9 protein-coding genes are annotated in these 12,186 nt (G+C 72.0%); 3 read left to right on the top strand and 6 right to left on the bottom strand.

Translation table 11 applies throughout. The features are described from left to right. Positions 1 to 70 precede the first annotated feature (70 nt). The 5 genes from ACFZB3_RS32220 to mce all read right to left on the bottom strand — a co-directional run bounded on the left by ACFZB3_RS32220 (position 71) and on the right by mce (position 7,685). Complete coding sequence (locus ACFZB3_RS32220) at positions 71 to 847, bottom strand: ABC transporter permease (protein ID WP_391381598.1); 777 nt, start codon at positions 845 to 847, stop codon at positions 71 to 73. Position 848: 1 nt separating this feature from the next. Then, positions 849 to 1,805, bottom strand: a complete 957-nt coding sequence (locus ACFZB3_RS32215) for an ATP-binding cassette domain-containing protein (RefSeq protein ID WP_391381595.1) — start codon at positions 1,803 to 1,805, stop codon at positions 849 to 851. 237 nt (positions 1,806 to 2,042) lie between these two features. Next, positions 2,043 to 2,978 carry a cellulose-binding protein gene (locus tag ACFZB3_RS32210; protein ID WP_093499039.1) on the bottom strand — a complete coding sequence of 312 codons (936 nt, stop codon included), beginning with the start codon at positions 2,976 to 2,978 and terminating at the stop codon, positions 2,043 to 2,045. A 195-nt stretch (positions 2,979 to 3,173) separates the two neighbouring features. Next, entirely contained in the window at positions 3,174 to 7,022 is a 3,849-nt protein-coding gene (gene scy, locus ACFZB3_RS32205; RefSeq protein WP_391381593.1) for a polarized growth protein Scy, read from the bottom strand. Between the two features lie 222 nt (positions 7,023 to 7,244). Next, positions 7,245 to 7,685 carry a methylmalonyl-CoA epimerase gene (mce, locus tag ACFZB3_RS32200; RefSeq protein ID WP_093499037.1) on the bottom strand — a complete coding sequence of 147 codons (441 nt, stop codon included), beginning with the start codon at positions 7,683 to 7,685 and terminating at the stop codon, positions 7,245 to 7,247. Between the two features lie 149 nt (positions 7,686 to 7,834). On the opposite strand from mce, the gene ACFZB3_RS32195 reads away from it, so the two are divergent. The 3 genes from ACFZB3_RS32195 (at position 7,835) to ACFZB3_RS32185 (ending at position 11,604) form a co-directional block, all read left to right on the top strand. Then, positions 7,835 to 9,040 (top strand): acetyl-CoA C-acyltransferase, encoded by a 1,206-nt coding sequence (locus tag ACFZB3_RS32195; protein ID WP_391381590.1) that lies wholly within the window; start codon positions 7,835 to 7,837, stop codon positions 9,038 to 9,040. Between the two features lie 58 nt (positions 9,041 to 9,098). Next, on the top strand, positions 9,099 to 10,055 hold the full coding sequence (gene meaB, locus ACFZB3_RS32190) for a methylmalonyl Co-A mutase-associated GTPase MeaB (protein WP_391381588.1): 957 nt from the start codon (positions 9,099 to 9,101) through the stop codon (positions 10,053 to 10,055). Positions 10,056 to 10,383: 328 nt separating this feature from the next. Continuing rightward, the gene (locus ACFZB3_RS32185) at positions 10,384 to 11,604 is read left to right on the top strand and encodes an MFS transporter (protein WP_391381586.1); all 1,221 of its coding nucleotides are present in this window, start codon (positions 10,384 to 10,386) and stop codon (positions 11,602 to 11,604) included. 100 nt (positions 11,605 to 11,704) lie between these two features. On the opposite strand, the gene ACFZB3_RS32180 is transcribed toward ACFZB3_RS32185, so the two are convergent. Then, positions 11,705 to 12,181 (bottom strand): MarR family transcriptional regulator, encoded by a 477-nt coding sequence (locus tag ACFZB3_RS32180; RefSeq protein WP_391381583.1) that lies wholly within the window; start codon positions 12,179 to 12,181, stop codon positions 11,705 to 11,707. Positions 12,182 to 12,186: the final 5 nt, after the last annotated feature.

Below are 12,186 nucleotides of genomic sequence, written 5' to 3'. Positions count from 1 at the left end.
GGTTAGGAGGATATCGGGGCGCTGACGGTTCCGGCCAAGAGCAAGCAAAGTCTCGGCCCGGCCGGGCCGGTCACTGGGCGTCGCGCCGCTTCAGCAGGAGGTACCCGCCGGCCAGCGCGGCGATCACCCACAGCCCCATGATCCCGAGCCCGCCCCAGGGCCCGTACGGGACGTCGTCGCCCGCTCTCGGCACCACCTGCATGATGTGGCTGCCCGCCTGGTCCGGCAGGAACCGGCCGATCTTCTTGGTCGCGTCGACGTTGCCGAGGATGTTGGAGATCAGGAAGAAGAACGGCATCAGGATGCCCAGCGACAGCATCGGGGAGCGCAGCATCGCGGCCACGCCCATGGAGAACATCGCGATGAGCGTCATGTAGAGCCCGCCGCCGACGACCGCGCGCAGCACCCCGGGGTCGCCGAGGTGGGCCCGGTGCGAGCCGAGCATGGCCTGCCCGAGGAAGAAGGCGGCGAAGCTGGTCACCATGCCGACCACCAGCACCAGGCCGGCCGCCACCGCGATCTTGCTGAACAGGAAGGTGGCCCGCTGCGGCACGGCGGCCAGCGAGACCCTGATCATCCCGGTGCTGTACTCGTTCGACACGACGAGCACCCCGAACACGATCATCGCCAGCTGTCCGAGCGTCATCCCGGCGAAACTGATGTTCGTCGGGTCGAAGGAGAGCCGCTCGCGGGCGGGCATGTTGGAGAACTGGCTGTTCGCGAGCGCGGAGAGCAGCGTCCCGAGGGCCACGGTGACCACCACGGCCAGGGACAGCGTCCACACCGTCGAGGCGACGGACCGGATCTTGGTCCACTCGGACCGTACGACCTGGGTGACGACGGCCATGTCACGCTCCCTTGTCCCAGCCGGTGCCCCAGGCCTGTGGCACCGGGGGCGAGTCGGCGTGCGCGTGGTACTCCACGGACTCCGCCGTCAGTTGCATGAAGGCCTCTTCCAGCGAGGCCTGCTGGATGCTCAGCTCGTGCAGCACGATCCCGTTCTGCGCGGCCAGCTCCCCGATCGGCTCCGCCTTCCCGCCCTCCACCTCCAGGGTTCCGGTCCCCGTCTCGACGACGGTGATCCCGGCCCCGTGCAGCACGTCGAGCAGCCGCTCGCGCTGCGGGGAGCGGACCCGGACGTACGACCGCGAGTTGGTCCGGATGAAGTCGGCCATGGAGGTGTCGGCAAGCAGCCGGCCCTGTCCGATCACGACCAGATGGTCCGCGGTCAGCGCCATCTCGCTCATCAGGTGCGAGGAGACGAACACGGTCCGGCCCTGGGCGGCCAGCGACTTCATCAGGGTCCGGATCCAGTGGATGCCCTCGGGGTCGAGCCCGTTGACCGGTTCGTCGAACATCAGGATCCGCGGATCACCCAGCAGCGCCCCGGCGATCCCGAGCCGCTGCCCCATCCCCAGCGAGAACCCCTTCGCCTTCTTCCGCGCCACCGCCGTCAGCCCGACGGTGTCGAGGACCTCGGCCACCCGGGCCCGCGGGATCCCGTTGCTCTGCGCGAGGCACAGCAGATGGTTGAAGGCGCTGCGCCCGCCGTGCATCGCCTTCGCGTCGAGCAGCGCGCCGATGTACGTCAGCGGGTCCTTCAGCTGCTCGTACCGCTTGCCGTCGATCCGCACCCGGCCGGCCGTGGGGTGGTCGAGCCCGAGGATCATCCGCATGGTGGTGGACTTCCCGGCACCGTTGGGCCCGAGGAACCCGGTCACGGTGCCGGGTCTGACGGTGAACGTGAGGTCGTCGACCGCCGTCTTGTCGCCGTAGCGCTTGGTCAGTCCCGCCAGCTCGATCATGCGGCCACGCTAAGACGGGGGTTCGGGGGCTGCCACTTGAGCATGGTGGCCGGGTGCGGGTCGTGTGTGGTTGCTCGCGCAGTTCCCCGCGCCCCTGAAGGGGCGCCAGCCGCAGTGCCCTTCTTTTAGGGGCGCGGGGAACTGCGCGACCAGCCCCCACCGGCCCGCACCCGTACGACGAAGGCCCGCACCCCCCGGGAAGAAGAGGGAGTGCGGGCCTTGCGATGTCGCTAACGCCTACCGGGACTGCTGAGCCGGAACCCCACGGGAGATCGGCTCGTCCTCCGCCGGGGAGCTGGCGGCGGCCACCGCGGCGCCGGTCAGCGTGGCCAGCATCTCGCGGACGTTGGTCAGCTGGGCGTTGATGCTGTCGCGGCGGTTGGTCAGCGCGGCCAGCTCGCGCTCGGATTCCGAGCGGATCCGGTCGGCCTTGGCGTTCGCGTCCGCAACGATGTCCTCGGCCTGGCGCTGCGCCGTCTCGACGGTCTGACGGGCACGGCGCTCGGCGTCGGTGCGCAGCTTCTCGGCCTCCAGGCGCAGCTGCTCCGCCCGGTGCTCGATCTCCGCGAGGCGCTTCTCCGCCTTCTGCTGGCGGGACGCCAGGTCGCGCTCGGACTGCTCGCGGCGCTTGGCGAGGTTCGTCTCGAAGTCGGCGGCGGCCTGCGCGGCCTTCGCGCGGGTCTCCTCGAAGAGGGCGTCCGCCTCCTCGCGCTTGGACTGCGCGTCCTTCTGGGCCTCGGCGCGCAGCTGCGAGGCGTCACTCTTGGCCTTCTCGACGATCCGGACGCCCTCGTCCTCGGCCTTGGACTTGCGCTCCGCAGCGAACGATTCTGCGTCGTTGCGCACCTGCTGGGCCGCCGACTCGGCGAGCTCGCGGTGCTGCTCGGCCGCGCGCCGGGCCTCCTCGCGCAGGTCCTTCGCCTCCTCCTCGGCGAGGCGGAGGATCTTCTCGACACGCGCGCCGAGGCCGGCGTACGACGGCTCCGCGTCGGTTACCTGAGCCTGGGCGTTCTGCGTCTCGAGGTGGAGCTCCTCGATGCGCTTTTCCAGAGCGGTGATGCGGGCGAGAGCGCTGTCACGGTCGGAGACGAGCTTGGAGATCCGTTCGTCCACCTGAGCGCGGTCGTACCCACGCCGCACTAGCTCGAAGCCGTAGGGGGAAGTGTCGCTCATGGGGTTCCTGTCGAAAGAGACCGGTGAGGTGATAGGGGGAATCCTAGGGGCCGAAGCGGTGTGTCATCGAGCGGATACGTGTTTGATCTGGAGAATGACACCCCTTTTGAGTGGCTAGCTGTGAGATCGCTTGCCAAAGCCTCTGCCGCAGATTTAATCAAAAGCCTCAGAACACTACAGAACCGGCCCCGGCTTCTAGCCCTCTGAGGACTTGCCACCCGAACGGGGCGCCCCCACCGTACTGCCCGCCTTGACCCCACCGTCCTTGCCGGCCGACGGAGCCTCGAAGGATTCCAACGCCTCCAGGACGTCCTGGACACGGGAGATCTCGCCGTTGATGTTCTCCCGCCGGCGCTCCAGGATCTCCAGTTCGCGCTTTCCCTCCTCGACCGTGCGGCGGGCCTCGCGGATCGCCTCGGCCTTGAGCTCCTCGGCCTCCCGGACCAGCGTGGCCTTCTTCTGCTCGGCCTCCTTGAGGAGCCCCTCGGCCTTCTTGACGGCGGCGATCCGGACCTTGCCCGCCTCGGAGTTGGCCTCCGAGACCAGGTCCTTGGCCTTGGCCTGGGCCTTGGCGAGCTGCTCCTCGGCGGCCCTGATGAGTGCGTCACAGCGGTCGCCGGTGGACTTCATGGTCTCGGCGGCCTCACGGCGGGCCCGCTCGTGCAGCTCCTCGATCTCGGCGGTGATCCGCTCGCGCAGCTCCTCCGCCCGCTCCCTTATGGCGGTGGCGTCCCGGCGGGCGCCGACGAGCAGCTCGTCCGCGTCCGTACGGGCCTTCTCCACCCGCGTGTTGCCCTCGACCGTGGCCTCGGACACCAGCCGGTCGGCCTCCTTGCGGGCCGCGCCCACCATGGTGTCGGCCTGCGACTCGGCGTCCGCGGTGGTCTTCATCGCCTGCTGCTGCGCCTCGGTGAGCAGCTTGTCGGCCTCGGCGGTCGTCTCGTTGATGAGCGTGTCGACCTGCTCGGCCACGTCCTGGCGGCGCCTGTTGGCGTCCTTGCGGGCCTCGTCGAGGGTCCGCTCGGCCTCCTCGCGCGCGGAGTTCAGCAGGCGCTCGACCGTCGCCTCCGCGTCCGCCTTGAGCCGCTCGGCGTCGGCGCGGGTCCGGTCGGCGTGCAGCTGGGCGGAGCCGACCGTCTCGGCGGCCTCGGCCCGCAGCCGCTCCGCGTCGCCGGTGGCGTCCGAGATCAGCTTCTCCGCCTTGGCGATGGCGTCGGCGCGGACCCGGTCGGCCTCGGTGATGGTCTCGTTCTGGAGCCGCTCGGCCTCGTTGCGCGCCTCGGTGATGAGGGTGTCGGCCTGGGTCGCCGCGTCCGAACGCATCCGGTTGGCGTCCTCGCGCGCCTCGGCACGCGTGCGCGTGGCGTCCTGGTCGGCCTCGGCGATGGTGTCGGAGGCCTCGGTGCGCACCCGCTGGGCGTGCGCCGCGGCCTCGGACCGCAGCCGCTCCGACTCGGTCATCGCGTCGGCGACGGTCCGCTCGGCGAGCGCCTTCGCCGCCTCGGACGACTCGGCCGCCTCGCGCCGGATCCGGGTCGCGTCCTCGCTGGCCCGCTCCCGCTCGGCGTAGGCGTCGGCGCGGACCCGGTCGGACTCCTCCTCGGCCTCCCGCCGGGTGCGGTCCGCGGCGTGTTCGGCGGCCGAGCGCAGCCCGGTGATCTCCTCCTGCGCCTGCTCGTGCAGCCCGGAGACCGAGTCCCGCACCTGCTGGGCGTGGAGTTCGGCGGCCGACACCATCTCGGTGGCCCGCCGGTCCGCCTCCTCGACCAGCCGTACCGCCTCGGCCTGCGCCTCCTCGACCCGGTTGCGGGCCTGGGCCAGCAGGTCCTCGCTCTGCTCGCGGGCCCGCTCGCGCTCCTGGTCGGCCTCCTGGCGGGCGGAACCGAGCAGCTCCTCGGCCTCCCGGCGCCGCCGGGCCGCCTCCTCCTGGGCCGCGGCCAGCGTCTCGGACGCCTCGGTGGACAGCCGCTCCGCGGCCGCCTGCGCCTCGGCACGGACCCGGTCGGCGGTGTCCTGGGCCTCCTGCTTGAGCCGCTCCGCCTCGGCCGCGGCCTCGGACCGCAGCCGTACGGCGATGGTCTCGCCCTCGGCGCGGGACGCGGACGCGTCGGCGGCGGCCTCGTCGCGCAGCCGCTCGGCCTCGGTCTCGGCCTGCTGCTGGAGCGTACGGATCCGCTCGGCGGCCTCGCCGCGCAGCCGGTCGGTCTCCTCGGCGGCCTCCCGGCGGATCCGGCCGGACTCCTCGCGGGCCTCGGTCAGCGCCTGGTCGGCCCCGGTGAGCCGGTCCTCGGCCTCGGTGTGCAGGCGGGTCAGTTCGCCGGCGGCCTCCGCGCGCCGGGCCTCCACGCCCCGCTCGGTCTCCGCGCGCATGTCGGCCGCGGCCCGCTCGGCGTCGGCCTGCATCGCCTCGGACTGCTCCTGGGCCTCCGCGCGGAGCCGGTCGGCCTCCTGGCGGGTGCGCTCCAGGGTCTCCTCGGCCTGCCGGCGCAGCGTGGTCGCGCGCTCGATGGCCTCGGTGCGGACCTTCTCGCTGTCCGTGGTCGCGGTCTGCCGCAGCTCGTCGGCGTCGGCCTTGGCCTTGGCGAGCAGCTCCTCGGCGGACTTGGCCGCCTCCTCGATCTGCTGTACGGCCTCGCGCCGGGCCTCGGCGCGGATCGACTCGCCCTCGGCGACCGCGTCGGACCGCAGCTGCTCGGCCTCGCCGCGCAGCCGGCGGGCCTCCTCCTGCAGCTCGACCGTCTTGGCGCGGTACTCCTTGGTGTCGTCCTTCGCCGTGCCCTTCAGCTGCTCGGCGATGTCGTGCGCCTCGGCGCGCAGCCGGTCCGCCTCGGTCTCCGCCTCGGTGCGGATCCGCTCGGCCTCCTCGGCGGCGGCCTTGGTGGTCTGCTTGGCCTCCTCGGACGCCCGGTTCAGGACGTCCTCGGCGGTCTTGGCGGCCTTCGCCAGCTGGGAGGCGCTCTCCTCGGCGGTGAGACTGCGGGCCTTCTCGGAGGCCTCCGCGATGATCTTCTCGGCCTCGGTGCGCGCGTCCGCGACGACCTGCTCGGCGCTCGCCTTGGTGGCCTCGGCCTCCTTGGTGGCCTCGCTGACCAGCCGGGCGACCTGCTCCTTGGCCGTCTGGGTGCGCTGCTGGTTGGTGGCCTCGGCGCTGGAGAGCGCCTTCGTGGCGTTCGCCTCGGCCTCGGTGACCAGCTTCTCCGCCTCGGACTGCGCCTTGCGCAGCGCCTCCTCGGCCTCCGCCATCCGCTGCTCGGCGGCCCGGCTCAGCTCACCGGCCTGCCGGCGGGCGCTGTCCGACTCCGTCGCGGTGGAGTTGCGCAGCTGCTCCGCGTGGTCGGTGGCCTCCTGGGCCTGCGTCGACGCGGCGTTCAGCAGCCGCTCGGCGTCCCGGCGGGCACGCAGCAGCAGCTGCTCGGCCTCTGCGCGGGCCGCCTCGGCGTCGCTGGTCACCCGCTGACGGGCCTCGGTGGCGATCCGCTCGGCCTCGGTCCGGGCGGCGGTCATGGCCTGCTCGGCCTCGGCCCGCGACTCGTCGAGCAGCCGCCGGGCCTGCGACTCGGTGCGGGCGCGCAGCTGCTCGGCCCACGACACGTTCTCGTTGACGTGCGACTCGACGGTCTGCCGGCGCTCGGCCAGCTCCTGGTCCAGCTGCTGGCGGCGGGTCACCGCCTCCTGGTGCAGCTCGGCCTGGAGCCGTGCGGCCTGCTCGGCGTGCTCCTGGAGGATCCGCTGGGTCTGCGCCCGGGCCTCCGCGGCCACCCGCTCCGCCTCCTGGCGGATCTGGTCGGCCTGCACCTGGGCGTTCCGCAGCAGCTGCTCGGCGTGGTAGCCGATGTCACCGCCGTCGAACGCGGGCCGGGACATGATGGTGCGCCGCGCCTCGTGCAACTTGGCGCGCAGCACCTCGACCTGGTAGCCGAGGTCCTCGGCATGCTGGATCGCCTTTTCCCGCTCGGTCTTCAGCCGTTTCATCTCGGCTTCGAAACGAGTGAGGTGGTCGACGTCAGCCGCCGGCTCTCGCTCCTGGCTCTCGTAGCCCCGCACTGCGCGGTCCCATCCGTCCCCTGGTCGCAACCTTCTCCGAACGAGCTCCGTCCATCCGCCGAACGGGGCCCCCGGGGAATGGTGTCAGATCAACGGCGGAGCACGGGCTGCTGCCCCGACGCTCGTCCCCCGAAACCCGGACCCCGGCATGCGGCCGCCCCGGCCCTGCGAACGTGCGAAGGGACGACCGCCCCCAACCCTACCGGCCCATATGTACGAGGGTCAGTGCTCAGGTGACTCAACAGCCGCCGAAGTGACCAGTTCTGTCAGTACGCCGTGGCAATCCTTCGGGTGCAGGAAGGTGATCCGCGACCCCATGGAGCCGATCCGTGGCTCCTCGTACAGAACGCGTACGCCCTTGGACCGGATGTCGGCCGCGTCCCCGTCCACATCCGCCGTACCGAAGGCGATGTGGTGGACCCCCTCGCCGTTCTTCGCGAGCCACTTGCCGACCGCCGAGTCCTCCCGGGTCGGTTCGAGAAGCTGCAGGTAGGAGGCGCCGCCGTCGGACGTCTCGTTGATCTTGAGCATGGCCTCGCGCACGCCCTGTTCCTCGTTGACCTCGGTGTGGAACACCTCGAAGCCGTACGTGGCCCGGTAGAACTCGACGGTCGCGTCGAGGTCGTGGCAGGCGATCCCGATGTGGTCGATTCGCGTCAGCATGGATTCAGTGCAGCGCCACGACGATGGTTACGCAACGTGCCAGCGATCACACTGACGGCCCGATGACGGCACGGAGTGCCACGCAATACATTCGAAGTAAACCCTCGTTCACTCCTCGGCAGTGCAGCCGGTAAGGGGATTCGCAGCTCATGACTTCTGGAACCTCTGGAACCACCTCGGTGATCGTCGCGGGCGCGCGGACGCCCATGGGACGACTGCTGGGCTCGCTGAAGTCCTTCTCCGGGGCCGACCTCGGCGGCTTCGCGATCAAGGCCGCCCTCGACCGTGCGGGGATCGGTGGCGACCAGGTGCAGTACGTGATCATGGGGCAGGTGCTCCAGGCCGGTGCCGGGCAGATCCCCGCCCGCCAGGCCGCGGTCAAGGCCGGCATCCCGATGAGCGTCCCGGCGCTCACGATCAACAAGGTGTGCCTCTCCGGTCTCGACGCCATCGCACTGGCCGACCAGCTGATCCGCGCCGGCGAGTTCGACATCGTGGTCGCGGGCGGCCAGGAGTCCATGACCAACGCCCCGCACCTGCTCCCGAAGTCCCGCGAGGGCTTCAAGTACGGTTCGATCGAGATGCTCGACGCGATGGCGTACGACGGCCTCACCGACGCCTGGGAGAACATCCCGATGGGCGAGTCGACCGAGAAGCACAACACCCGCCTCGGCCTCGGCCGCGAGGAGCAGGACGCGGTCGCCGCCCTGTCCCACCAGCGGGCCGCCGCCGCCCAGAAGAACGGTGTCTTCGAGGCCGAGATCACCCCGGTCGAGATCCCGCAGCGCAAGGGCGAGCCCGTCGTCTTCAGCAAGGACGAGGGCATCCGCGGCGACACCACGGTGGAGTCGCTGGGCAGGCTCCGCCCGGCGTTCACGAAGGACGGCACGATCACGGCCGGCTCCTCCTCGCAGATCTCCGACGGCGCGGCGGCCGTGGTCGTGATGAGCAAGGCCAAGGCCGAGGAGCTGGGCCTGGAGTGGCTCGCCGAGATCGGCGCCCACGGCAACGTGGCCGGACCGGACAACTCCCTGCAGTCCCAGCCGTCCAACGCCATCAACCACGCCCTGAAGAAGGAGGGACTGGACGCCGGGGACCTGGACCTCATCGAGATCAACGAGGCCTTCGCCGCGGTCGCCGTCCAGTCAATGAAGGACCTCGGGGTGACCACCGAAAAGGTGAACGTGAACGGCGGGGCCATCGCCCTGGGCCACCCCATCGGCATGTCCGGCGCCCGTCTCGTCCTGCACCTGGCCCTGGAGCTCAAGCGCCGGGGCGGCGGGGTCGGCGCGGCCGCGCTGTGCGGTGGCGGCGGCCAGGGTGACGCGCTGATCGTGCGGGTACCCAAGGCCTGAGTACGTTTCGCCGAGCGAACGCGGGCGAACGGCAGCGAACGGAGCGAACGGAGCTGTGATGCAGGACGTCTCCTCACTGGTGGCCCAGGCCAGGGAGGGCCGACCGCGTGCGGTGGCCCGCCTGATCTCTCTGGTGGAGGGGGCGTCCCCGCAGCTCAGGGAGGTCATGGCGGCGCTCGCGCCGCTGACCGGCAATGCCTACGTGGTGGGTCTGACCGGCTCGCCGGGGGTCGGCAAGTCGACCTCGACGTCGGCGCTCGTGACCGCCTATCGCAAACAGGGCAAACGGGTCGGCGTGCTGGCCGTCGACCCGTCGTCCCCCTTCTCCGGGGGCGCCCTGCTCGGCGACCGCGTCCGGATGTCCGACCACGCGTCCGACCCCGGCGTCTACATCCGCTCGATGGCGACCCGCGGCCACCTGGGCGGCCTCGCCTGGGCGGCGCCCCAGGCCATCCGCGTCCTGGACGCGGCGGGCTGCGACGTGATCCTGGTGGAGACGGTCGGTGTCGGGCAGTCGGAGGTGGAGATCGCCTCCCAGGCGGACACCAGCGTGGTGCTGCTGGCGCCCGGCATGGGCGACGGCATCCAGGCGGCCAAGGCCGGGATCCTGGAGATCGGCGACGTGTACGTCGTCAACAAGGCGGACCGTGACGGTGCGGACGCCACGGCCCGCGAACTGAACCACATGCTGGGCCTCGGCGAGTCCCGGGGCCCCGGCGACTGGCGCCCCCCGATCGTCAAGACGGTCGCGGCACGGTCGGAAGGCATCGACGAGGTCGTGGAGGCTCTGGAGAAGCACCGCGCCTGGATGGAGGAGCGGGGCGTCCTGACGGAACGCCGTCTGGCCCGTGCCTCCCACGAGGTCGAGACGATCGCGGTCACGGCGCTTCGGGAACGCATCGGGGACCTGCACGGGGACCGGCATCTCGGCGCGCTCGCGGAGCGTGTGGTGGCCGGTGAGCTGGACCCTTACCGGGCGGCGGACGAGCTGGTGTCGGGTCTGACGGAGGGCTAGCCGCCGCAGGGGCGTGGGCCGCCCCCGGCCGCGGGCCGGTGGGGGCTGGTCGCGCAGTTCCCCGCGCCCCTTACGGGGCGCTGCAGCTGACGTAGCTACTCAGCTGCGGGCAGTCGTGCCGCTGGGGCGGCACGGGTGGGCGCGGCGGCACCCGGCAAGCGCCGGTAAGCGTCCCCACCCCCGAGCAGCAGCCGGTGCTGCTACCTTGACCCGCATGTTCCTCTCCTTGGCGTAAGAGCGCACCCGGCGTCGCCGTCGGCACGTGAGCATCCCGTGCCGTGGCGCGCTCAGGTGTCCCCTCTTCCGCCTCTGCCCGAGGAACTCACTCATGTCCGCGTTGACTTCATCGCGTCCTTCGCCTGCCCGGCGGCCGTCGTACGCCGCTGTTCTGGGCCTCCCGCAGGCCCGCCGCACCTTCTTCGCCGCCCTGGCGGCCCGTCTCTCCTACGGCACGGTCTCGCTGTCCGTCCTGCTGTCGGTCACCCGGGCGACCGGCTCGTACGCCGTGTCGGGGGTGGTGATGGCCCTGTTCGGCGGCGCGACGGTCGTCCTGCTGCCGGTCCGGGCGACCCTGGTGGACCGCTTCGGTCCGCGGCGCGCCCTGCCGCCGATGGCCGTGGTCTACAGCGCCCTGCTCTGCACCCTGGCCGCCCTGGCCTGGCGGCCCGGTGCTCCCGCGGCGGCGCTGGCCGCGGTCGCCGCGCTCACGGGTTGCTGCGCCCCGCCCCTCGGCCCCACCATGCGGGCGGTGTGGGGCCGTCTGGCCGACGACCCGGCGCTGCTGCGGCGGGCGTACAGCCTGGACGGGGTCGCCGAGGAACTGCTGTTCGTGTCGGGTCCCGTGCTGGTGGGCCTGCTGCTCCGGTTCGGTCCGCCGCCGCTCGGGGTGCTGCTCAGCGCGGTGCTGATGGTGGGCGGCACATGGGCGTTCGTGGCGTCGCCCGCGGTGCGGGGTGTGGTGCCGCCGAAGCGGGAGCCGGGCCGGCGGCCCCGCCGCTTCCCGGCGGCCCCGGTGATCGCGGCCGTCGGCCTCGGCCTCGCGCTCAGCGCGGCCGACCTGCTGGTGATGGCGTTCGCCGAGCGGCGGCCGTACGGCGAGGCGGCGGTCCCCTGGGTGCTGGCCGCGCTCTCCGTCGGCAGTGCGGCGGGCGGTCTGCTGAACGGGGCGGTGGAGTGGCGCCGCCCGGCCGGCGTGCGGCTCGCGTGGCTGACGGTGGGGCTGGGCGCGGTCCTGGCCGCGGCGGGCCTGGCGCCCGGCGTCCGGACGCTGGCGGTGGCCATGGCGGTGACGGGGCTGTTCGTGGCGCCGACCCTGACGACGGCGTATCTGCTGGCCGACGAGATGGCGGGGGAGGGGGAGCGGACGCGGGCCGGGGCGTGGGTGAACGCGGCCGTCAACGCCGGCAGCTCGGGAGGGTCCGTGGTGGCGGGAGTGCTGGTGGGGCGGGTCCCCGTGACGGTCTGCTTCGCCCTGGCGGGATGTGCCGCCGCCGTGTCCGCCGTAGGGGTGTGGGCCGTCGTCCGGCCGCGGGCCGGTGGGGGCCGGTAGCCCGGTTCCTCCCCCGGCGCCCTGACGGGGCACCCCGTCATACAGCGAGCGGCGGACGGGACCTGAACCCCCGTCCGCCGCTTTCAGGTGCTGTCTGTCGTCACGGGCGCCCGCGCTGCCCGCGCAGGTGTTCCGCGATCGGCTTCAGGCCCTTGTCCAGCTCTATGAGTGCCTCCGGCGACAGCAGGTCGATGAAGTGCCGTCGCACGGAGGCGACATGATGTGGCGCCACCTTCTTCATCATCTCCATGCCGTGCTCGGTGAGGACGGCGAACAGCCCGCGGCGGTCGGACTCGCAGTTCTCGCGGCGGACCAGGTTCGCGTTCTCCATGCGGGTGATCTGGTGGGACAGCCGGCTCTTGGACTGGAGGGTGGCGGAGGCGAGGTCGCTCATCCGCATCCGGTAGTCCTCCGACTCGGACAGGTTCACCAGGATCTCGTAGTCGTTCATTGTCAGGCCGAACGGCTGCAGATCCTTTTCGAGCTGGTACGTCAACAGCCTGTTGACCTCCAGGTGGGTGCGCCAGGCGCACTGCTCCGCATCGGTCAGCCAGCGCGTGGCCGTCTCGGTCTCCATGAATG

Source organism: Streptomyces sp. NPDC008092, from assembly GCF_042957285.1.
Taxonomy (GTDB): Bacteria; Actinomycetota; Actinomycetes; order Streptomycetales; family Streptomycetaceae; genus Streptomyces.
This window is presented reverse-complemented; position numbering and strand designations above follow the sequence as displayed.